Genomic DNA, 21,850 nt, shown 5'->3' on the forward strand with positions numbered 1-21,850 from the left:
GTGACGGTCAGTCGGCTCTGCCGGCGCGCGCCAGCTCGTCGTCGAGGGTGCTCACGTCCTCCGACTCGATGGTCGGTTGGTTGCCTTCCTTCAGGTCGGCGTTCGGGCGGACGACGAGGTAGAGCAGCCCGATCCAGAGCGCGGAGAGCAGGATCGCGCCCATGAAGTCGGTCGGGTGGTGCATTCCCCGGTACATCCGGGAGGTGGCGACCCCGATCGGCATGATCACGGCCAGCGCCACGAAGATCCAACGCCACCACCTGTCGGTACGCGGGAACACGATGACCGTGATGGCCAGCCAGACGCAGATGGTGGCCGCGATGTGCCCCGACGGGAACGACGAGGTGGGCATCTGCCCGTCGAGGTTCTCCACCGCCGGGCGCGGTCGGTCGACGGCGCGGGCCGAGGCGAGGAACAGGGTCAGCTCACCGACCATGGCCAGCGCCAGGAAGAGCACCGGACGCCAGCGCCGCCAGACCGCCAGGATCAGCGGGCAGAAGACCAGCGAGATGATCAGGATCGCGTGGGTGTCGCCGAACTTGCTCCACCACCAACTCACGTCGGTCAACACGTCGGTGTGCCGCTCGGCGAACCACCGCGGCACGTCCGTGTCGAGGGTGTCGAAGAGGGTGCCCTTGGCGTGGTAGCTGACGTACGTGCCGAAGCTGTAGAGCGCCCCGAACACGAGCACCCAGCCCACCAGCAGCTCGGCCACCGCCGAGCGGGGGTGCGCCAGCACGTGCTCCTCCGCCGGGGCGGGGGCGATGTCGTGCCCGGCCTCGGGCTCCAGGCCCTCGCTCAGCGGCGGTACCGACCGCCCGCGCTCACGCCGCCACAGCCGGAAGGCGTACGCGGTGACGCCGAGCCAGGCCGCACCGAGCAGCCAGCCGGCCAGCACGTCGGAGACGTAGTGCACGCCCAACGCGATCCGGGTCAGGCCGATCACCGCCACCAGCAGGCTGAAGCCGACGATCGCGGGCTTGCGCCAGCGCGGCGCCATGGCCGGCAGGAACACCAGCAGCAGAGCCCCGTACGCGACGATCGAGCCCAGCGCGTGCCCGCTCGGGAAGCTGTTTCCCGGTGCGCTGGCGATCGGCACGTCCACCACGGGGCGGAGCCGTCCGACAAGCGTCTTCAGCGACGGGTCGAGGATCAGGCCACCGATGCCGGTGACGATCAGGTAGACGGCCAGCCGTGGCTGTTTGCGAATGAGGAGCCCGACCACGGCGACGCTGACCAACCAGATGTAGATCGGTCGGCCACCCAGGTCGGTCACCGCCTGCAGGACGGTGACCAGGGCGTGGTGCGGGGCGACGAGCCCGTTGAACCACTCGGCGACGGCGTGGTCGCCGTCCTGCAACGGGCTCCACCGTACCCGGACGAGTAGCAACAGCAGCCCGAAGGCCACCCCGGCGCCGGTGATGGCCGCCAGACCCGCGATGCTCCGCTCGGCGAAGTGACCGATCGGACGTCGCGCCATCTCCTTGACCGCGGTCACCCCGCACCTCCTTGTTCGGCTCTGGCGGGGCCGCTTTACCCGATCCGCGTTCGTCGTACACGCCGCGTTGCTAGAGCGCCGTCATGTCCCCGGTGTCGACCAGTTCGGCACGGTCGGTGTCGGGCTCCCAGAGGTCGGGTTGGGCCGGCTCTCGCGCACCGATGCGCAGCGCCTCCAACTGGGCGGCGAAGGACAGCCCGCCGAAGAGCGCCATCCCGGTCAGGTTGGCCCAGAGCAGCAGCGCCATCATGCCGGTCAACGCGCCGTAGGTCTGCCCGAAGCCGTCACTGAACCGCACGTACGCGGCGAGCAGCAGGCTGGCCAACCACCACAGGACCGTGGCGATGCCGGCACCGAAGAACAGCCAGGACAGGCCCGGCTGGTTGCGTCGTGGCGCGTGCCGGAACAGCACGGCGACGGCGAGGACGGTCAGGCCGAGGCTCAGGGGGAAGCGGACCACGTCCCAGATGCCGTTGGCGACCGCACCCCACTCGTAGTGCTTGCGCACCGAGTCACCCATCGCGCCGCCACCGACCAGGATCAGGAAACCGGCGAGCGCGGGCAGGCCGGCGGTGACGGCAAGTATCGCGGCGCGGAGGTACTTCCGCAGTGCGGGGCGGTCCCGCTCGACGCCGTAGATCCGGTTGGCTCCGCGTTCGATCTGGGCCATCGTGGTGGTCAGCGCGAACAGACCGGTGAGCAGACCGAGGGTGAGTGCGAGCTCTCCTGCGTCCTCGACGCGTTCGCCCTCACCCAGCAGCTCGGCGACCATCTGGGCGCTCTGGCCCGGGGTCAGCGCCAGCACGGTGTCGGCCACCACCTGACCGCCCTCCTCGACGCCCAGCTCGCTGATCAGGCCGGTGAGGGCGATCAGGAACGGCACCACGGCGAGGCAGAGTTGCAGCGCGAAGGCCCGCGAGTGGCTGAACCCGTCGCCGTAGCGGAACCGGATGAAGGCGTCCCGCAGAAGGTGCCAGCCGCCCTGCCGGCTCAGCGTGTGCCAGGCGTCGTCGGCGGACAGCTCCTCGTCGGCCATCAGCCGGGTCTCCGGCACGATCCGGGTGCTACTCACGGCGCGCATCCTCGATCAGCTGCTCGCCCCGCTCCCCGGCGCCCTGCGCGTCGACGGCCAGGTCGGGGGCGTCCTCGGGTTGGGGGACGCAGAGCCAGAGCGCCTCGGGCCGAACTTCCGCCTGAAGCCGCCGGCCCGGGGAGATGAGGTCGCCGTCCAGTTCCCTGGGCTGGGCCCGGTTGCTGCTGACCACCACGCGTTTGCCCCGGAACACCTCCATCCGCGGCACCTGGCCGCTGCGGCGGACCACCGCCCAGCCGAGCGCCAGCCAGTGCCGCAGGCTGCGCGGGGTGAGCACGGCGACGTCGAGCCAGCCGTCGTCCGGCTCGGCCTCGGTGAGCAGGGTCACCCCGCCCTGGAGGCGGCCGACGTTGGCGATCAGGACCGAGCGGGCCCGGCGGCGCACCGGCGGGCGGTCGTCGATGCGGATCTGCACCCGCATCGGCCGGTCCCGCAGGTGGCGGGCGGCGCCCATGACGTACGCCGGCCAGCCGATGCGGGCCTTGGTGGTCTCGTTGGTGGCCTCGAGCATCTGGGCGTCGAAGCCCATGCCGGCCATCACGGTGAAGTACTTGTCCTCGACGGCGCCGACGTCGAGCAGTCGGCGGCCCCGCTCGACGGCGACCTGCAGCCCGGCGGCCAGGTCGGTGGAGAGACCGAGGTTGGCGGCGAGCAGGTTGCCGGTGCCCTGTGGCAGCACGGCGAGGGCCACGTCGGTGCCGACGAGCGCGCTGACGCAGGACATCACGGTGCCGTCGCCACCGCAGGCGAAGACCAGGTCGACGCCGGCCTTGACGGCCTGCTCGGCCTGACCGCGGCCGGGGTCGTCGACGGTGGTTTCGTACCACTGCGGCTCGGGCCAGCCCGCCGCGCTGAGCGCGTCGTTCACGGTACGGCGCAGCTCGTCGAGATCGTCGACCTTCACCGGGTTGACCACCACGGCGGAGCGCAACCCGCCGTCGCCCCCCGAGGGCCGCCTGTCCTGTCCAGCATCCACGGGCGCCAGTGTGCAGCACCGGGGCACCTTCAGCGACCCAGCGGGGGGCTCGCGTCGAAAGTGCCACAGACACGTTTCAACGCGAGCACGCCCGTCAGGCCGCCGCCCGTAGCGCGCTCTCCACCCGGCGGCGCAGATCGTCGAGGTCGATGCCGGACTCGGTGAGCACCAACGCGCCCAACCCGTGCCCCTCCCGGAGCACCCCGAGCAGGATGTGCTCGGTGCCGATGTGTTTGTGGCGCAGGCGCAGCGCCTCGCGCAGGGACAGTTCCAGCGCTTTCTTGGACCGGGGCGAGAACGGCCCGCCGAGGTAGCGCTTGCGCCCCCACCGGCGGCGCGGCGCCGGCACGGCCTCGCGCAGCGCGTCCGGGCCGAAGGACTGCTCGATGCGGGCCACGATCGCGGCCAGGTCGATGCCGATCTCCCGCAGGGCCGCCGCGTCCGCGTCGCCGAGGCCGGCGCCCCCGCCGACGGTGTGTCGGCGGACGCGCTCGCGCAGGTCGTCGGCGCGTACGCCCGCGTCGGCCAGCACCCGGCTGGCCAGACCGGCATCGTCGGCGAGCAGGGCGAGCAACAGGTGCTCGGTGCCGACCGGCCGTTGGCCCTCGGCCCGCGCCTCCTCCAGCGCCCGATGCACCACGCCGCGCGCCCGGTCGGTGAACCGTTCGAACATCACGCCTCCCAGGATGAGTTGACCGCCGGTCGCCCGGCGTGCTTCTTGTGCACCGCCTGCCGGCTGACCTCGAGCGCGTCGGCGATCTCCTGCCAGGACCAGCCCTGTCGACGGGCGTTGTCCACCTGGACCACCTCGAGCCGCTCGAGCAGCCGGCGCAGCGCGCGGACAGCGCGCAGCCCGACCCGGGGGTCGGTGCTGCCGGCTGCCGCCGCGAGTTCTGTCGCCTGACTCATGCCGTCAACATACGTTGACAGCACGACTCGTGTCAACCCCAGTTGACGCACCCCTGGTCAGTAATAGTCGTTGATCGGCTCGCGGGCCTGGACCGGGCGCGCTGGTGCCGGCGAACCACTCGACCCCCGACGGTTCGGCCGGATGAGGAACGGGACGCACGCCGCTCCGATGAGACCCATCGCGATTGCGATGTTGGCCATCCACAGCATGGATTCATCGGCGCTGGAGAAGCCGACGAGTATCCCGATGTTGACGCCCCAGTGCAGGACGGTGGACACGAGGACGCGTGCCCACCACGGCCGTCCGGTCGTGACGGCCGCCGCTGCGACGGACAGCCCGATGGCCGATACGACGAAGACGGAGTAGACCGCGAGCCCGGCGCCTGCCATGGGGAAATGGCCGAGCCCGAACAACAGGCCAGTGATGGCGGCGGCCGACAGCGTCGCCATGCGTGTTTCGAGGATGGGTTGCACGAAGCCCCGCCAGCCGACTTCCTCGCCGGCCGCGCCGAGGAACTGCGCGAGCAGGATCAGTGCGAGGGGCGCGGGAAGCGTCGAGGTGTGCGGCGACTGCCAGCGGTGCGGTTCGGCGATCGCCAGAAGCCAGAGAACCAGGGTGACCATCAGCGCCAGCCCGGCGGCGGCACAGAGTGGGGCGAGGACGCCCCGCCTGGTCGTACGCGGGTAGGGCAGGCGGCCTCGCCAGACGGCGTACGCGACGAGGGCGCCGACGGTGGTGGAGAACTGGGCGAGCACCAGGATGGTCGGATCGAGCCCGGCTGCCCCCTGCGCCAGCGCGAATACCGGCGAGGCGGCGGCCGACACCGCGAGGAACGTGACGACAACCGTCGTCACGCGGGCCCCACCCGCTCCGGCCGGAGGAGAAGTCTTCGTCATGTGCCCAGCCTCGGACAGGCGGCGGCTGCGGGCACTGGAGCTGGACCTCCGACTGGGGTGCAGCTTCCCCTACCAAGCAGGCTCAGCGTTCGTTGAGATACGCGAGTACCGCCAGGACCCGCCGGTTGTCGTCGAGACTCGGGTGCAGACCGAGCTTCGCGAACACGTTCGAGATGTGTTTGGTCGTCGCGCTCTCGCTGATGTGCATCTCGTCGCCGATCGCCGTGTTCGAGCGGCCCTGCGCCATGAGGTCGAGGACCTGCCGCTCGCGTTCCGTGAGTGTGCCGACGGGCCCGCCTCGTTCGACCCGGTTGATGAGCGCACCGATGACCGTGGGATCGAGTACGGTGCCGCCGGCGGCGACCTGGTCGAGGGCGTCCATGAACTGGCGAGGATGGGACACCCGGTCCTTCAACAGGTAGCCGATCGCACCGGCTTGGTCGGCGAGGAGTTCACGCACGTACAACTGCTCGACGTACTGCGAGAACAGCAGGACCGGCAGCGCCGGTTGGACCCGTCGCGCCGCCAGCACGGCGCGCAGCCCCTCGTCGGTGTGCGACGGGGGCAGGCGGATGTCGACGATCGCGACGTCGGCGCGCCAGTCGCCGAGCACCCGACTCAGCTCGGGTCCGGTACCCACCTGCTCGACCACCTCGTGACCGACGGCCTCGAGCAGGCTGACCAGGCCCACACGCAGCATTGTCTGGTCTTCTGCGACGACTACGCGCACGGCACCTCCAGGGCGATCTCCGTCGGGCCGCCCACCGGGCTCCGGACGGTGAGAGTGCCGTCGAAGGCGGCCAGCCGTCGGCGTGTGCCGTCGAGCCCGCCGCCGGGGACGACCACCGCGCCCCCCTTGCCGTCATCCCGCACCTCGATGCGGAGGCGGTCCTCGCCGATGTCCGCCGTCACCGCGAGGTGAGCCGCGCCGGAGTGCTTCGCGGCGTTGGTCAGCAGTTCGCGGGTGGCGAAGTACGCCGCGGCCTCGAGCGACGAGTCCAGCCGTACGGGTAGCCGTATCCGCGTGGTCACCGGCAGTGCCGACTCGATGGCCATCGCCTCGATCGCCGCGCCCAGGCCGCGATCGGCGAGGACGGGCGGGTGGATCCCGCGCATGAGGTCGCGCAGCTCACCGAGGGCGTTCGAGGAGTCGTCGCGCGCTTGCCCGATGAGGGCGAGCGCGGCGTTGGTGTCGCTGGCCATGAGGGTCTCGGCGAAGCCCAGCTTCATGCCGATCGCCACGAGTTGGGCCTGAGCACCGTCGTGCACGTCCCGTTCGAGGCGGCGAAGCTGCGCGGCCGCGTCGTCGCGGACCTCTTCGCGGCTGGCCGAGAGGACGGAGACCCGCGCTTGCAGATCGACCAGGTGGCTGCCGATCAGCACGGACGACCAGCGGGCCTGCACCCGTAACCACCAGGATCCGCTGAGCAGGCCGATGACGACCAGGGCGCAGCCGAGGACGGCGGCGTACGGCACCGTGCTGGCCGTCGTGACGGGGATGAACACGTACCATTCGGTTGGTTCCAGCCGGAGGCCGAGGTAGAGAATCGGCATGGCCACGCACCCGTACAGACCCCAGCCGACGAGCCCGAGTGGTGCGATCAGCACGAGCACAGTGCTGGTGAACGGGTCGACAACCGCCCACCGCGTCAGACGCCAGAAGGCGCGGTCGTTGACGAGTCGCCAGCATTGACGCGCCTGGGCGACGAATCCGGATGCGGCGGGGTCCGGCAGGCTCGGCACCGCGACGTCGATGCCGGCGAAACGCTGATCCGTCCGGCGCAGCCGCTCGGCCTGACGATGCAGGACGCGTACGCAGCCGGGAAAGATCAGCACACCGACACCCAGCGGGATGAGGCAGAGGGCCGTGGCGGCGACGAGCGTCATCGCCAGCACCGCGATCAGTTGGCCGGCGAGGACCAGTGACCCACGCAGCGCCGTCCACCGACCGATGGGCCGGCCCTCCACTCCGTCCGACATCGCCTCACCCCCATGATCAACCTGCACCTCAAACCATGTCTGACTCACCCGGTACGCGGCATCCACTGAGTGGCCATGCCGACATGCACTTTTCCCCACCGCCGCCAGGCGGACGCCGTTGCCTTTCGGATCTTCTGACGTCAATCCGGCTGCCGGAGGGAATTCTGAACGAAGTCGCGCGTCCAGATCCGCAGCGCCCGCGGCATGCTGCCCGTCAGGATTCGAAGACGGTCTCAACAAGGTCGGTGATGGGAACTTTCGGGTCGATGTCGCCCCACGGCGTGACTGCTACGGTGAGTTGGCGCCCGCTGCCTTCGGCAGTCCACGACTCGGCGTAGTAACCAAAGATCTCGCCGCGGTGGCCCCACAGCCTGACACCTCCGAGGGTGGACCTGGTCATCAGGCCCAGTCCGTATTGGTAGTCGCGCCTCGTGGCATGGGCGGTCTTCATTTGCTCCTGTTCGGCCGCGCCCAGCAGCCGCCCATTGACCAAGGCGCGGAAGAAGATATTCAGGTCCGCCGCTGTGGAGGTCATCTCGCCGGACGCGCCGGCCACGGAGGGATTGAACACGGTGATGTCGACCGGCTGGTCAACGCCGTCGTGTTCTACGGCGAGGTAGCCATGCGGGTGCACGCCGGCAAGAAAGGGATTGGTGCCCGGAACCTGGGTGTGCCGCAGCCCGAGCGGGCGAAGGATTCGGCGGCGCACCTCGGCTGCGTAGTGGGCGCCGGTGACCCGTTCGACAACCATGCCGAGCAGAACGAAGTTGGTATTCGAGTACTCCCACGAGCTACCGGGCTGGAACTGCAGTGGCAGGTCGTCGACGAAGGTGACGAGTTCTCGTGGTGTCCACGTCCGGTTACGCATCCGGACGATGTCCGCCTCCGACCGGTAGACAGCGCGGAACGACGCGGCGTTCGTGTAGTTGAATACGCCACTGGTGTGCTGCAAGAGGTGACGCAATGTGATGTGTGAGCCGTCGGGAAGGATGCCTGGCAGCCACCGCTGCAGAGTGTCGTCCAGCGTGAGGCGCCCCTCGCCGGCGAGTTGCAGGACGACAGTGGCGATGAAGCACTTGGTGATGCTGCCTGCCCGGAACCGCCCCTCGGCCGGTACAGGTCGACGTGTGCCCAGCCGCGAGACGCCGCTGGCGCCTTTCCAGACGTCTGCGCCGTTCTTTACCTCGGCGAGTACGCCGACCGCCGCAGCTGCGGCGATGTCGTCCAGCGCCGCCTGCATCTTGCCGATGCGCAGTGTCCGGCCCGCTGTCGCGCTGCGTGCCGGCGCTGCGGCAGCGGCGCGGGCCGGCGCGGCGGCAGCGGCGCGGGCCGGCGCGGCGAGCACGTCGGTGGCGTCAGTGGCCGCAGCGAACCCCCCGGCCGCGACGATGTGCAACAGACTCCGGCGAGTGACCATTCACGCCTCCTGTATCGCGGGTTACGCCTGCCCGGACGCATCTCTGGTTACGCGGATCGGCATCTTCCGCGGCTGGGTACCGCTGCCGATCGCGCGGTTCGTGTCGCCCGGGGCCGGCCGTGCCTTGCCTGTTGTACTACGACCATAGGACAGTAAGGCAGACATTCAGGGGTGTCAACGAGATGCAGGCGGGGAACGACAAGGATCTGCTGCGATCCGAGCGCGCATGGGCCACGCGGTACGTCGCAATCCCACGTCATAGTTGCGCAGGGCGACTGGCGGGCCGGCTCTCGCGCATTGCCCGACGCGGCGAAGGCTCATGAACGTGCCGAACTCGGACACATTCAGGGCAAGATCGTCCTATCCGTCGTGCAGGAGTAGGACCCGCTTCCACTGAGAACGCACACGCCGCCGCAAGCACCCGACTACCCTCGGTCAGGGACAGCGTGGTCGTGCCGGGCGCGCCGCCGGGAGGTGATACCGATGGCCGCAGCCACCGACGCGGCGGTGCTGGTCGCCCTCGGCTCGGATCTCGACCTCCCGGTCGTCGAGCAGGCCGCGCAGGAAGCCGCCGGGCACGGCCGTGCCCTGCACCTGCTGCACACCTTCGACTGGCACGCGGCCTTCGCCGCGGACAGCGTCGCCGCGCCCCGCGACCGGGCCGAGGAGCTGCTCACCCGGGCCGCGCAACTCGCCCACCAGACCGAACCCGGACTGACCGTGGGCAGCGAGATCGTCGAGAGCGCCCTGCTGGCCACCCTCATCCGCCGGTCGGAGACGGCCTTCCTGCTGGCGGTCGGCGACAGCGGGATGGCCGGCAGCGGCCAGTGCGTCCCGGCCGAGACGCCCGCCGTGCAGTTGGCCGCACGGGCCGGTTGCCCGCTGCTGGTGGTCCGCCGCGAACCGCCACCGCCGGGCCCGGTGCTGGTCGGGGTGGACGGCTCGCCCAGCTCGCACCTCGCGCTTCAGTGGGCGGTGGAGTGCGCGTCCCGCCGGGACGCCCGGCTGCTCGCGCTGCGGGTGGCCGAGCAGGACGAGGACACCGACGCGGTCGCCGAGCAGCTCACCGAGGCGCTGGCCCGGCATGCCGGCCGCAACGCTTCGGTGCCCACCGAGTGCCGTGTCGTCCGCGGCGATCCCGGTCAGGTGCTGATCGACACCTCCCGCACATCCCAACTGGCGCTGGTCGCCGCCCGCGGCGACGAACCGGGACGAGCGATGTTGGGCGCGGTCGCCCAGTCCCTGCTCTACCACTCCCCCGCACCGGTGGTCGTCGTCCGTGGTCTCACCGAGACGCCGCTGGCCGCGCCGGACGCCCGGCCGACCCGGAACCAACGGCCCTGACCCGGGGCGTGCGCGGCGGCGAAGCCGACGCCCCCACTCCTACCCGCGAGAGGCAGCCTGATGGACACCGCTCTCGACGTGCGAAGCGCCCTCACCGACGACGAACTGCGCCGGCTGGACGCCTACTGGCGCGCCGCGAACTACCTCACCGTCGGGCAGATCTACCTGCTGGGCAACCCGCTGCTGCGGGAGCCGCTGACCCCCGACGACATCAAGCCACGCCTGCTCGGGCACTGGGGTACCAGCCCCGGGCTCAACCTCGTCTACGCCCATCTCAACCGGGTGATCGTGGCGCGTGACCTCGACGCCATGCTGGTCACCGGCCCCGGGCACGGTGGCCCGGCCATCGTGGCCAACACCTGGCTGGAGGGCACCTGGTCCGAGCGCTACCACGATGTGGCGCGCGACGAGGTCGGGATGGCCAAGCTGTTCCGCCAGTTCTCCTTCCCCGGCGGCATCCCCAGCCACGTCGCGGCGGACGTGCCGGGCTCCATCCACGAGGGCGGCGAGCTGGGGTACGCGCTCAGCCACGCCTACGGCGCGGCGTTCGACCACCCGGACCTGGTGGTGGCCTGCGTGATCGGCGACGGCGAGGCGGAGACCGGGCCACTGGCCGGCAGTTGGCTCTCCGACGTGTTCCTCAACCCCGCGCGCGACGGCGCGGTGCTGCCCATCCTGCACCTCAACGGCTACAAGATCGCCAACCCGACCGTGTTGGCCCGGATCCCCGAGGCCGATCTGCTCGACCTGATGCGCGGGTCGGGCTACCAGCCGTACGTGGTGGCCGGCGACGACCCGGCCGTGGTGCACCGCACGCTCGCCGCGACGATGGACCGGGTGCTGGACGAGATCGCCGAGATCCAGCGGCGGGCCCGTTCCGGCGGCGTCGTCGAGCGTCCCCGCTGGCCGATGATCATCCTGCGGACGCCGAAGGGTTGGACCGGCCCGCAGGAGGTGGACGGCGTGCAGGTGGAGGGCACGTACCGCGCCCACCAGGTGCCGCTGTCGGGGGTCCGCGACAACCCGGCCCACCTGGCCGAGTTGGAGCGGTGGCTGCGCGGCTACCGCCCCGAGGAGCTGTTCGACGCCACCGGCGCGCCGGTGGAGGAGCTGCGGACACTGCCGCCGCGCGGAGACCGGCGGATGAGCGCCAACCCGGTCACCAACGGTGGCGTGGTGCTGCGCGACCTGGCCCTGCCCGACTTCCGCGACTACGGCGTGGACGTCGAAGAACCGGGCCAGCCGATGGCCGGTGCGACAGGGGTGCTCGGTCCGTGGATCCGCGACGTCATCAGCGCCAACCCGGAGACGTTCCGACTGTTCGGTCCGGACGAGGTCGCCTCCAACCGGCTGGGCGCGGCGTTCGAGGTGACCGGCCGGGCGTGGGTCGCCGCCACCGTTCCCGGCGACGACCACCTCTCCCCCGACGGCCGGGTCATGGAGGTGCTCTCCGAGCACCTGTGCCAGGGCTGGCTGGAGGGTTACCTCCTGACCGGCCGCCATGGCGTCTTCACCAGCTACGAGGCGTTCATCCACATCGTCGACTCGATGCTCAACCAGCACGCCAAGTGGCTGAAGGTGACCCGGGCCATCCCCTGGCGGCAGCCGATCGCCTCGCTGAACTACCTGCTGTCCAGCCACGTCTGGCGTCAGGACCACAACGGCTTCTCCCACCAGGACCCCGGCTTCATCGACCACGTGGTCAACAAGAAGGCCGAGGTGGTCCGGATCTACCTGCCGCCGGACGCCAACACCCTGCTCGCCACGATGGACCACTGCCTGCGCAGCCGGCACTACATAAACGTGGTGGTGGCCGGCAAGCAGCCGGCGCCGAACTGGCTGACCATGACCGAGGCGATCCAGCACACCCGACGCGGCCTGGGGATCTGGGAGTGGGCCAGCAACGACGGAGGCATCGAACCGGACGTGGTGCTGGCCTGCTGCGGGGACGTGCCCACCCTGGAGACGTTGGCCGCCGTCGAGCTGCTCCGCCAGCACCTCCCGGACCTACGGGTGAGACTGGTGAACGTGGTCGACCTGATGCGACTCCAGACGGACACCGAGCATCCGCACGGCCTGACCGACAACGAGTTCGACACCATCTTCACCCAGGACCGGCCGATCATCTTCGCGTACCACGGTTATCCCTGGTTGATCCACCGGCTGACCTACCGCCGCAACAACCACGAGAACCTGCACGTACGCGGCTACAAGGAGGAGGGCACCACCACCACCCCGTTCGACATGGTGATGCTCAACGACCTGGACCGCTTCCACCTGGTCATCGACGTCATCGACCGGGTACCCGGGCTGGCCGCCCGCGCCGCGCACCTGCGCCAGCGGATGGTCGACGCCCGGCAGGCCGCCCGCGACTACACCCGCCGCTACGGCGAGGACGACCCCGAGGTCGCCGAGTGGCGCTGGGTCCGCGAAACCGACCCGACGAACCCCTGAGGAGAACGACGTGCGCGACGCGGAGATCCTGGTCGGCTACGACGGCTCCACCGACGCCACGGTGGCGCTGCGGTGGGCGCTGGAGGAGGCTCGGCACACCGGCCAACCGGTGCGGCTGGCGTACGTCTTCGAGTGGCTGACCGTGGCCGGCTGGGTCGGCCCGGGTGTGACGCCCGGGGTCTGGCCGGACGAGACCGCCCGCCGCCAGGTCGAGGACCTGGTCGGCAAGGCCGCGGCGGACGCCACCGCCACCCACCCCGGGCTGACGATCACCGGCGACGTGTACGACGGACCACCGGCCCTGGTGTTGCAGGAACGCTCGGCCGAGGCCGGCATGCTGGTGCTCGGCAGCCGAGGCCACGGCGGATTCGGTGGCCTGCTGGCCGGGTCCACGGCCGTGTCGGTGGCCGCCCACGCCCACTGCCCGGTGGTGGTGGTTCGCGACGGGACGGGCGGTCAACCGGACGGCCCGGTGGCGGTCGGGGTGGACGGTTCGGGGCCGTCGCTGGTGGCGCTCGGTTTCGCCGCGGAACGGGCGGCCCGCCGGCAGATGCCGTTGCGCGTACTGCACGCCTGGACCCCGGGCCCCACAGCGGCGGCCGGGGTGCCCGACGAGCGGGCTGCGGTGGAGCAGGCGCTGGAGCCGTGGCGGCGAACCTTCCCGCAGCTCAGCGTGACCGTCGACCTGATCTCGGGCAGCCCGGCGGCGATGCTGATCGAGGCGAGCCGGTCCGCGCAGTCGGTGGTGGTCGGCAGCCGGGGTAGGGGTGGGCTGGCCGGGATGCTGCTCGGCTCGGTCAGCCAGCAGGTCATCCAGCACGCCAACTGTCCGGTCGCGGTGGTCCGGGAACGCTGACCGCCCGCCGTCAGGTGAGCAGCCGATCCAGTGGTCGTGGGATGGCGCCCGGGTCGAGGGCGTGGACGAGCGCACGAGCGTAGCGCGCCTTGCGGCCGCTCATCGTGCCCATGAAGCGGCGCAGTTGCCGCTCGATCGTCCGTCCGCGCTGCGCGGGCTGGTTCTGGAAGACCCGGAACTTCGCCAGATCCCGCTCGGCGTCGATGACCCGCTCGACACCGTCGCTGCCGAGCGCGCGGATCAGCTCGTCCTCCAGGTCGGTCACGCAGACCTGGAAGCCGAGCGCCTCCAGGTCCGAGCGGGTCAGGTCGCCACCGAAGCCGGCCTGTTCCAGCCCTCGCCGGAAGAAGCCCTCCTCGGCCTCGTCGCAGAGCCCTCGTACGGTCGGTGTCAGCCCCTGCGCGCCGAAGAGCCGCAGGTAGCGGGCGACACTCATCGCGCCGCCGATCGGCAGGACGCACACGCCCTCGCCGGCCAGGTCGCGGCCCCGCCGCTCGGCCAGCGCCTCCACCGCGCACTGGTCGCTGAAGCCCTCGACGAGCACGACCGTGCTCAGGTCGCCGGCCTGGGCACGGGCCACCGTGGCGGCTGCCGCGGCGCCCGCGCCGCCGGCCACCCAGACCTGCACGGCACCTCGGAAGCGGTCCGGTTCTCGCACAGGTCGGAGTCTCGCAACCTGCGAAGAAGACCGCTATCGGTTTGTGTACGGGAACGGCTCGCCACCGGGGTTGCGATGACGAGAAGTTTTCTGTGGTGGGCGATACTGGCGTGCCGCAGCCTCTCGAGGCCATCCGAGGCTGGCTCGACGTCGGCACGACCCGGACGGAGAAGGGTATGTCCAGCACCCCGCTGTCCCTGCCGCAGCCATCCGCGCGGGCACCCGAGTTCGGCCACGACGCGCTCATCGTCTGCGAGAACCTGGTGCGGATCTACCAGACCGGTTCGATCGAGGTGCAGGCGCTCCAGGGACTGGACCTGGCCGTGGAGAGCGGTGAGCTGATCGCCGTCGTCGGCGCCTCCGGGTCGGGCAAGTCGACGCTGCTCTCCATCCTGGCCGGCATCGACGCCCCCACCGCCGGGCGGGTCCGCGTCGACAGGTGGAACCTGCTGGCGATGTCCCGGGCGGACCGGGTGGACTACCGGCGGCGCACCGTCGGGTTCGTCCGGCAGCAGACGGCGAGCAACCTGATCCCGTACCTGACCGCACGGGAGATGGTGGACCTGCCGATGACGGCGGCCCGAACCCCGAAGCAGGAGCGCCGGGAGCGCGCGGCCGAGCTGCTGGACAGCCTCGGTGTCGCCGACTGCGCCGATCGGCGACCCGGGCAACTCTCCGGTGGGCAGCAGATGCGGGTCGCGATCGCGGTGGCGTTGGCCAACCAGCCGCGGGTGCTGCTCGCCGACGAGCCGACCGGCGAACTGGACGCCGCCACGTCCGCGGAGGTCTTCGGCGTGCTGCGGGACGTCAACCGCCGGTACGGCGTGACCGTCGTCGTGGTGACCCACGATCCGGAGGTCAGCGGCCAGGTCGAACGTACCGTCGCGATCCGGGACGGGCGCACCAGCAGCGAGGTGCTGCGCCGCACCACCACCGACGCGGAGGGTGACACGCAGATGATCGCCGAGGAGTACGCCGTGATGGACCGGGCCGGGCGGGTCCAGGTGCCCCGCGAGTTCCGCCAGGCGCTGGAGCTGACCCGACGGGTCCGGCTGGCCCTGGAACCCGACCACATCACGATCCGCCCCGACTCGGGAAGCGGCGAGTGAGCGGCGAGCCGCTGCTTCGCGTGCGCGGCGTACACCGGCGCTTCCGCACCGGGCCGAGCGTCGTACACGCCCTGCGCGACGTGTCGTTCGACGTGGCCGCCGGTTCGATGGTGGCGCTCGTCGGCCGGTCCGGTTCGGGCAAGACCACCCTGCTCAACGTCATCGGCGGCCTGGACCGCCCGGACGCCGGCACCGTGCACGTCGGCGACACCGACGTCACCGCGCTCGACGAGGACGGGCTGTCCCGGCTGCGGCGCGAGAAGGTGTCGTACGTCTTCCAGAACTTCGGGTTGATCCCGGTGCTGTCGGCCGCGGAGAACGTCGCGGCCCCACTGCGGATGGCCCGCGTCGACCCCAGCGAGCGTGAGCGGCGGGTCGAGTTGCTGCTGGAGCTGATCGGTCTGGCCGACCACGCCCGGCAGCGGCCGGCCGAGCTGTCCGGCGGCCAGCAGCAGCGGGTGGCGATCGCCCGCGCGCTGGCCGCCTCGCCCCAGTTGGTGCTCGCCGACGAGCCCACCGGGCAACTGGACGCCGAGACCGGCCTGTCGGTGATGGCCCTGCTGCGCGGGATCGTGGAATCCGAAGGCGTCACCGTGGTGGTGTCGACGCACGACGCGGTGATGATGGCCCTGGCCGACCGGGTGATCCACATCCAGGACGGACACCTCGACGAACAGGACGCCGGGTGACGCGATGATGAGGCTGGTCAGCCGGCGCGCCCGCGCGCAGTGGCCGTTGCTGGCAGCCCTCCTCGGGGTCGTCACGATCGGCGCGACCCTGCTGGGCACCTGCACCCTGCTGGTCACCCGCACCGCCGAGCGGGCGCTGGAGGTCGCCATGGCCCGCGCCGTCCCCGCCGCCGTCGACGTGACCGTCTACACCGGCACCGTCGAGGGCCCGCACACGTCGTCGGTCGCCGCCGACACCCGTACCGTGGTGGCCTCCACACTCGGGCCGTACCCGGTGACGACGACCGCGCGGGCGTCGACAGTGCTGCGGGCGCTGCCACCCACGCTCGCCGAGGGCACCAGCGTCGGAGCCCAGGCGTACCTGTCGGGGCTCGACGACCTGCCGGCCCGAGCCGAGCTGGTCACCGGCCGCTGGCCGAAGGACCCTGGCGACACGGTGCTGCTGGAGTCCACCGCCCGGCTGCTCGGCCTCGCCCCCGGCCGCCGGGTGCGCCTCGGCGCCGAACTGGCCCACGCGCCCGTCCCGGCCATCGACGTGCTCGTCGTCGGCGTGGTACGCCCGCTGCCGGAGCGCGGCTGGGACCGCGATCCGCTGTCCACCGAGGGCTACCGCACCGGCTACCGGGACGGCCGCTTCCTGCAACCGGTCAACGCCTACGGCCCGTTCCTCGTCGACCTCGACGACCTGCTCACCACCGGTGCCACCATCGACCGGATGGAGCTCACCGCCCATCCGGACCTGTCCCACCCCAACCGCCACGACCTGGAAACCGTGGCCGGGGCCGTCCGTGCTGCCGACAGCCGGCTGGCGGGCACCCTCGGCGACCGCGTCGAGCTCGCCCGTGTCTCCTCCGAACTGCCGCTGACCCTGCGGGCCGCCGACGACCAACGGCACGTCACCGCCGCCGTCGTGCTCGCCATCGCCGTCCTCGGCGGTGTCCTGGCCGCGGCGGCACTCGTCCTCGCCGGCCGGCTGACCACGGGCATCCGCGCCGAGGAGACCGCCCTACGGTCCGCCCTGGGTACCAGTCGTCGCCAGCTCGCCGCCACCGCGACACTCGAGGCCGGGCTCGTCGCCGCCGTCGCCGCCGCGCTCGCGATACCGGCCTCGTCGGCCCTGCACGCCGGCCTGACCCACCTGCCGCCGCTGGACGGCGCCGGCCTGACCGTCCGGCCGGCCATCGCCGGTGCCCAGGTCCTCGCGGTCACCGGCGGCGCGCTGGTGCTCGCCGCCGTCCTCACCATCCTGGCGATCCGGCCCGTCCCGGCGGCCGGCGACCAGCGCACCCGCCGCGAACTGCTGGCCCGATCCGGCGCCGACGTGATGCTCGCGGTGTTCGCCGCCGCCGGATGGTGGCAGCTGTACGCGCAGCCCACCGCCGCCAGCCCACGCGTCGACGCGGTCCGGGTGCTCGCACCCGCGCTGCTGCTCACCGCAGGCGCCGCCCTGGCCCTCCGGGTGGTCCTGCCCGCGCTTCGCGCCGCCGACCGGCTGGCGTACCGCGCCCGTGGGCTGGCCCTTCCGCTGGCCGTCGCGGAGGCCGCCCGCCGGCCACAGGCGGTCGCCGCCGGGCTGCTCGTCGGGCTGGCCTGCGCGGCCGGCACCTTCGGCCTCGCCTTCGACACGACGTGGCACCAGTCGCAGCGCGACCAGGCGGCGCTCTCCGTCGGCACCGACCTGGCACTCACCCTCAGCACGGCGCCGGCGGCCGGCGACGGCGCGGCCGTCAGCGCGGCCACCACGGGGGTGGTGAGTCCGGCCCTCAACCGTGGTGTCACCGTCGGTCAGTGGCTCGGCAGCGCCGGCATCCCGCCGCACCTGGTCGCCGTCGACACCACCCGCGCCGACGCGCTGCTGCGCGGACGGCTGGACAGCGACCGCGAATGGGCGGACGTGGGCACCACGCTGGCACCACGCACCCGGGTCGCCGGCCTCCCCGTCCCGACCGGCGCCCCGCTCGTCCTGAGCGGGACCGCCGCCGGCGACACTCCACTCACCGTGACGCCCCGGCTGCTGCTACAGGACGCCACCGGCCTCCGCACGTCCTGCGGCGGTCCCGCCCTACCCCTCGACGGCCAGGAGCTTCGGCTGCCCAACTGCGCGACGACTGACGGGCTGCGCCTCGTCGCGGTCGCCCTGCCGATCACCACCGACGCGGTCGGGGGACCCGTCGCCATAGCCGTCACGCTCACCATCCCGCCCGCCGGATCGGTGGAGAGGCCCACCGACGGATCGGACTGGACCGCCACGTCCGCGCCGCCGATCCCCGGCAAGCTGACCGACCCGGCCGTCACGCTGTCCGCCACGCCGACGGGAACCGCGCTGCGGATGGCCGCGATCGTCAAACTCGACGGCGGCGCCGAGGACGCCGCCCGGACCCTCGTCGCCACCGCCTTCCCCGACCCCGGCCCGGTGCCCGTCGCCGTCTCCGCCGCCTTCGCCAGCGAGGTCGACGCCGACAGCGGCAGTCAGCTCAGCATCACGGTCGGCAGCACGCCCGTCCCGATCGTCATCACGGGGGTGGTGCCGACCGTACCGTCGGCCCCCGGCGCCGTCGCCGTCCTGGCCGACCTGGACACGCTGTCCCGCGCACGCGCCGTCCGAGGCGACCTGACGTTCCCGGTCGACGCCTGGTGGGTCGGCCACCCGGCCGGTCCCGACGCCGCCGAGCGGGCCGGCGCCCTGCACCTGGGCACCGTCGCGACCCGCGGGGCGGAGACCGCCCGCCTCACCGGCGGCCCGCTGCGCGTCGGGCTGCCGGCCGCGCTCCAGCTCACCGTCCCGGCCGCGGCCCTGCTGCTGCTCGCCGGCGTCGTCCTGCACGTGACCTGTGACCTCCAGCTCCGCGCCGTCGAGGTGGCGCGGCTGCGCGGCCTGGGGATGTCCCGGCGCGGCATCCGGGCCGTCCTACTCGGCCAGCACGCAGGCGTCCTGCTGCCCCTGCTCGCGGCCGGTGCGGGCCTCGGCGCGCTCGCCACCCGCTTCGTCGCTCCCCTGCTCGTGCGCTCCGACACCGGTGCCGCGCCCGTCCCGGCCGCCCAACCACAGTGGCCGTGGCCAGCCGAGGCCGCACTGCTCGCCGTCCTGCTGGCCGGATGCCTGCTGGCGGTCGCCGTCGTGGTCACCGTCCAGGTCCGCCGGGCCGACGCCGCGCACCTGCGGGTGGCGCCGTGAAGCGGTGGCTGACCCGCCGGTTGCCCGCGCCGCACTGGCCCAGCATCCGCGGCCGTGGCCGTGCCGACGCCGGACCACTGCTGCTCACCGCCGCCGTCATCGCGGCCGTCACGCTGCTCGCCGGGGCCGTGCCGACGCTGCTCCGCGCCGCCGCCGACGACGCCATCCAGGACGCGGTACGCCGCTCCGGCCAGGACTCGAACGTCCTCGTCCTCGCCCACTGGGAACCCGACGACGGGTCGGCCGGCGGACGGGTCCGGGTGCCCCGCCTCGCCGACGACGTCGACGGCTTCCGCACGCGGGCGACGTACGCGCTCGGACCCGAACTGGACGCCGCGCTGCTCCCGCCCGTCGTCGTCGTCAACGGCCCGGTCCTCAGCATCACCGACGGCAGCGCGCCGCGTACCTTCCAGTTCACCTACCTGGACGGCGAGTCGGGCGCCCCGGACGTCACCTGGATCGCCGGCACCGCGCCCGGCGCCGCCGTCACCGATGAGTACGTCGAGATCCCCTACGACGCCCCACCCTGGCCGGTGCAGGTCGGCCTCTCCGACGCCGACGCCGCCGCACTCGGCCTCGGCCCCGGCGATCGCATCCCGGTCAGCGACAACAAGGGCCGTGACCGGGACGTCCGGATCAGCGGTATCTACCGGCCCGCGGACAGCGCCGACCCCCTCTGGCGACTCGCCCCGGCGCTCCTGCGCCCCGTGCCCGGCGCCGACGGCGTGGGGACCACCCGGATCGGTGGCCTGCTGTCCCGTGCGTCGTTGCCGGACGCCCGGCTCGCCGTGGACGAGGACCAACTGCGGCGCACCGTCCACTTCGCCCCCGACCCCGCCGCGCTCACCTGGGACGCCACCGCGGCCCTCGCCCGGCAGGTGGTCAAGCTCAAGGCGACCTCCGGCTCGTCGGGCGACCGCGACAGGTCCCTGAAGTGGGAATCGCGGCTCGACACCACCCTGCGCGACGCCAGTGCCCGCAACAGCGTCGCCGCCGCACAGGCCGCCGTCCTGCTCGCCGGGGTACTGACCGCCACGGTGCTGGTGCTGCTGCTCGCCGCCGACCTGCTGGTCCGCCGCCGTACCCCGGCGCTGAGCGCCGCCCGTCAGCGTGGGGCGGCACTACCCGACCTCGGTACGGAACTGGTCGTCGAGTCCACAGTGGTATCCCTGTCGGCCGCCGCCGTCGGGCTCGCGCTCGCCCGCGCGGCCGCTCCGGGCGTCTCCTGGACCTGGGCCGTTCCCCTGGTCCTGGCCGGCGCCGTCGCCGGGCCGGCGTTCGGCATCCTCGCCGCCGCCCGCGCCAGCCGCGACCGGCGCCAACCCGCCAACCGGGCCGCCCGGCGCTGGATCCAGGCCACCGGTCAGCTGCGCCGCGCCGCCGTGGAGGCCGCGGTCCTGATCGCCGCGGTCGCCGCCTTCGTGGCCCTGCACCAGCGCGGACTGCTGCCCGCCGGCCCCGACGGCGACACCGGTGGGCTGACCGGAGACCTGGTCCTGCCGATCAGCGCCCTGACTCTGGGCGCGCTCGTCGGCGCACTCGTCCTGCTCCGGCTGCTGCCCCTCGGGGCGCGGTTCGCGCTCCGACAGGCCCTGCGCTCGCGCCGCCCGCTGGCCGTGTTCGGTGCCGCCCAGGCGGCCACGACGGCCGGGCGCGCACTGCCGCTGCTGGTTGTGGTCAGCACCACGGCGCTCGCGTCGTTCGCGCTCATCCTCGGCCCCACCGTCACCCGGGGTCTGAGCGACGGCGCGTGGAGCACCGTCGGCGCCGACGCCCGGCTCAACGTCGACACCGACGCCGCGACCGCCACACCCGCACTCGCCGAACGCATCGCCGCCGCACCCGGGGTGGAGCAGGTCGTCGTCGCGCAGGTGACCGCCTCGGCGCCCGTCTTCACCGAATCGACACTGCTCACCCCACTCCTGGTCGTCGTGGACGCCAACGCGTTCCAGCGCCTGCTGGCCACCACCCCGCTGCCCGACGCGCCGGCGCTGGCCCGGCTCACGGCACCCGGCCCCGGGGACGTCCCGGCGCTGGTCCGATCGAGCGACGGCGGGCTGCGGACCGGCATGCGGCTGAAGCTCCCCCGGGACGACGCCCCGGCGATCCCCCTTGCCGCGGTCGGTACCGCTCCCTCCGTCGGCGGCACCAACGACGTCGTCATCGTGGACGCCACTGCCCTCGCCGCCGCCGGGCTGCCAACCGCTCCGAACACCGTCTGGGTGACCGGACCCGGCGCGGAGCGGGCCGTGTCGAACACCGGCGTCGCCTCCGAGGCCGTGCTGCGCGCGGACGTCCTGCGGGCGCAGCGGGTGGCTCCGCTGACCGCCGGGCTGCTACGGCTGGCGTGGACGGCCGCCGCGGTGCTGGTGGCGCTGGGGTTGCTTGGCCTCACGCTCGCCGCCGCAGCCGGCGCGTCGGCGCGGTGGCAGACCCTGACCCGGCTGCGGACCCTCGGCCTGCGACCGCGCGACGTCCGCTGGGTGGCCGCCGGAGAGTTGCTGCCGCCGGTCGTCGTCGCCGCGGTGTGCGGTCCGCTCCTCGGGGCCCTGCTCGCACGTCTGACGCTCGGCCCACTCGACCTGCGGCTGCTCACCGGCCAAACCGCCGACCCGGTGCCGGTCCTGCCGTGGTGGCTGCTGGGCCTGGTGGGCGTGACGCTGATCGCGACGGCCGCCACGGTCGTACCTGTCGAGTCGGCGCTGCGGCGACGCGACCGGCTGAGCGAGGTCCTCCGGGCCGGCGAGTAACCAAGCGGTGGCCGGACCGGGCGGTGGCCGGCGGCCAGGTGGCGC

Annotated in this window: 17 protein-coding genes; 7 read left to right on the top strand and 10 right to left on the bottom strand. The window is 72.6% G+C overall.

The window, feature by feature from the left end:
• Window positions 1–7 precede the first annotated feature (7 nt).
• From AB0C01_RS03510 to AB0C01_RS03550, 9 genes are all read right to left on the bottom strand, one after another.
• Window positions 8–1,498, bottom strand: a complete 1,491-nt coding sequence (locus AB0C01_RS03510) for a phosphatase PAP2 family protein (RefSeq protein WP_357570113.1) — start codon at window positions 1,496–1,498, stop codon at window positions 8–10.
• Between the two features lie 70 nt (window positions 1,499–1,568).
• Entirely contained in the window at window positions 1,569–2,570 is a 1,002-nt protein-coding gene (locus tag AB0C01_RS03515; protein WP_357247920.1) for a YihY/virulence factor BrkB family protein, read from the bottom strand.
• Complete coding sequence (locus tag AB0C01_RS03520; RefSeq protein WP_357570114.1) at window positions 2,563–3,567, bottom strand: diacylglycerol kinase family protein; 1,005 nt, start codon at window positions 3,565–3,567, stop codon at window positions 2,563–2,565. Before AB0C01_RS03520 ends, AB0C01_RS03515 begins: the two co-directional genes overlap by 8 nt.
• Before the next feature lie 94 nt (window positions 3,568–3,661).
• The gene (locus tag AB0C01_RS03525) at window positions 3,662–4,240 is read right to left on the bottom strand and encodes a Clp protease N-terminal domain-containing protein (RefSeq protein WP_357570115.1); all 579 of its coding nucleotides are present in this window, start codon (window positions 4,238–4,240) and stop codon (window positions 3,662–3,664) included.
• Window positions 4,240–4,476, bottom strand: a complete 237-nt coding sequence (locus tag AB0C01_RS03530; RefSeq protein ID WP_007457155.1) for an HTH domain-containing protein — start codon at window positions 4,474–4,476, stop codon at window positions 4,240–4,242. The genes AB0C01_RS03525 and AB0C01_RS03530 overlap by 1 nt, the downstream gene beginning before the upstream one ends.
• A 57-nt stretch (window positions 4,477–4,533) precedes the next feature.
• Window positions 4,534–5,301, bottom strand: coding sequence for a type II CAAX endopeptidase family protein (locus AB0C01_RS03535; protein WP_357570116.1), 768 nt, complete (start codon window positions 5,299–5,301; stop codon window positions 4,534–4,536).
• Window positions 5,302–5,455: 154 nt separating this feature from the next.
• The gene (locus AB0C01_RS03540) at window positions 5,456–6,103 is read right to left on the bottom strand and encodes a response regulator transcription factor (protein WP_357247908.1); all 648 of its coding nucleotides are present in this window, start codon (window positions 6,101–6,103) and stop codon (window positions 5,456–5,458) included.
• Window positions 6,094–7,353 carry a histidine kinase gene (locus AB0C01_RS03545; protein WP_357247905.1) on the bottom strand — a complete coding sequence of 420 codons (1,260 nt, stop codon included), beginning with the start codon at window positions 7,351–7,353 and terminating at the stop codon, window positions 6,094–6,096. Before AB0C01_RS03545 ends, AB0C01_RS03540 begins: the two co-directional genes overlap by 10 nt.
• A gap of 214 nt (window positions 7,354–7,567) precedes the next feature.
• Window positions 7,568–8,770: a serine hydrolase domain-containing protein gene (locus AB0C01_RS03550; protein ID WP_357570117.1), complete on the bottom strand. Its 1,203-nt coding sequence runs from the start codon at window positions 8,768–8,770 to the stop codon at window positions 7,568–7,570.
• 483 nt (window positions 8,771–9,253) lie between these two features.
• Here AB0C01_RS03550 and AB0C01_RS03555 point away from each other — a divergent pair, with 483 nt between their 5' ends.
• From AB0C01_RS03555 to AB0C01_RS03565, 3 genes are read left to right on the top strand one after another with little or no spacing between them, the layout of a single operon-like run.
• A complete protein-coding gene (locus tag AB0C01_RS03555) occupies window positions 9,254–10,114 on the top strand; it encodes a universal stress protein (protein WP_357247899.1) in 861 nt (286 codons plus the stop codon).
• Between the two features lie 60 nt (window positions 10,115–10,174).
• Window positions 10,175–12,568, top strand: a complete 2,394-nt coding sequence (locus AB0C01_RS03560; protein ID WP_357247896.1) for a phosphoketolase family protein — start codon at window positions 10,175–10,177, stop codon at window positions 12,566–12,568.
• Window positions 12,569–12,578: 10 nt separating this feature from the next.
• Complete coding sequence (locus tag AB0C01_RS03565) at window positions 12,579–13,424, top strand: universal stress protein (RefSeq protein WP_357570118.1); 846 nt, start codon at window positions 12,579–12,581, stop codon at window positions 13,422–13,424.
• 10 nt (window positions 13,425–13,434) lie between these two features.
• Here the strand turns inward: AB0C01_RS03565 and AB0C01_RS03570 are convergent, their stop codons facing one another.
• Entirely contained in the window at window positions 13,435–14,082 is a 648-nt protein-coding gene (locus tag AB0C01_RS03570) for a TOPRIM nucleotidyl transferase/hydrolase domain-containing protein (protein ID WP_357570119.1), read from the bottom strand.
• 176 nt (window positions 14,083–14,258) lie between these two features.
• Here AB0C01_RS03570 and AB0C01_RS03575 point away from each other — a divergent pair, with 176 nt between their 5' ends.
• From AB0C01_RS03575 to AB0C01_RS03590, 4 genes are read left to right on the top strand one after another with little or no spacing between them, the layout of a single operon-like run.
• Window positions 14,259–15,191: an ABC transporter ATP-binding protein gene (locus AB0C01_RS03575; RefSeq protein ID WP_357247887.1), complete on the top strand. Its 933-nt coding sequence runs from the start codon at window positions 14,259–14,261 to the stop codon at window positions 15,189–15,191.
• On the top strand, window positions 15,188–15,880 hold the full coding sequence (locus AB0C01_RS03580) for an ABC transporter ATP-binding protein (protein WP_357247884.1): 693 nt from the start codon (window positions 15,188–15,190) through the stop codon (window positions 15,878–15,880). Before AB0C01_RS03575 ends, AB0C01_RS03580 begins: the two co-directional genes overlap by 4 nt.
• A gap of 4 nt (window positions 15,881–15,884) precedes the next feature.
• The gene (locus tag AB0C01_RS03585; protein ID WP_357570120.1) at window positions 15,885–19,055 is read left to right on the top strand and encodes an FtsX-like permease family protein; all 3,171 of its coding nucleotides are present in this window, start codon (window positions 15,885–15,887) and stop codon (window positions 19,053–19,055) included.
• Window positions 19,052–21,805: an ABC transporter permease gene (locus AB0C01_RS03590; protein ID WP_357570121.1), complete on the top strand. Its 2,754-nt coding sequence runs from the start codon at window positions 19,052–19,054 to the stop codon at window positions 21,803–21,805. Before AB0C01_RS03585 ends, AB0C01_RS03590 begins: the two co-directional genes overlap by 4 nt.
• Window positions 21,806–21,850 lie beyond the last annotated feature (45 nt).

The organism is Micromonospora sp. NPDC048905 (genome assembly GCF_040649655.1).
Classification (GTDB): Bacteria; Actinomycetota; Actinomycetes; order Mycobacteriales; family Micromonosporaceae; genus Micromonospora.

Excerpts from the sequence above, each read along its gene's own strand:
- AB0C01_RS03525 (WP_357570115.1), bottom strand. The coding sequence starts at position 4,240 with ATGTTCGAACGGTTCACCGACCGGGCGCGCGGCGTGGTGCATCGGGCG.
- AB0C01_RS03530 (WP_007457155.1), bottom strand. The coding sequence starts at position 4,476 with ATGAGTCAGGCGACAGAACTCGCGGCGGCAGCCGGCAGCACCGACCCC.
- AB0C01_RS03545 (WP_357247905.1), bottom strand. The coding sequence starts at position 7,353 with ATGTCGGACGGAGTGGAGGGCCGGCCCATCGGTCGGTGGACGGCGCTG.
- AB0C01_RS03550 (WP_357570117.1), bottom strand. The coding sequence starts at position 8,770 with ATGGTCACTCGCCGGAGTCTGTTGCACATCGTCGCGGCCGGGGGGTTC.
- AB0C01_RS03555 (WP_357247899.1), top strand. The coding sequence starts at position 9,254 with ATGGCCGCAGCCACCGACGCGGCGGTGCTGGTCGCCCTCGGCTCGGAT.
- AB0C01_RS03560 (WP_357247896.1), top strand. The coding sequence starts at position 10,175 with ATGGACACCGCTCTCGACGTGCGAAGCGCCCTCACCGACGACGAACTG.
- AB0C01_RS03575 (WP_357247887.1), top strand. The coding sequence starts at position 14,259 with ATGTCCAGCACCCCGCTGTCCCTGCCGCAGCCATCCGCGCGGGCACCC.
- AB0C01_RS03585 (WP_357570120.1), top strand. The coding sequence starts at position 15,885 with ATGATGAGGCTGGTCAGCCGGCGCGCCCGCGCGCAGTGGCCGTTGCTG.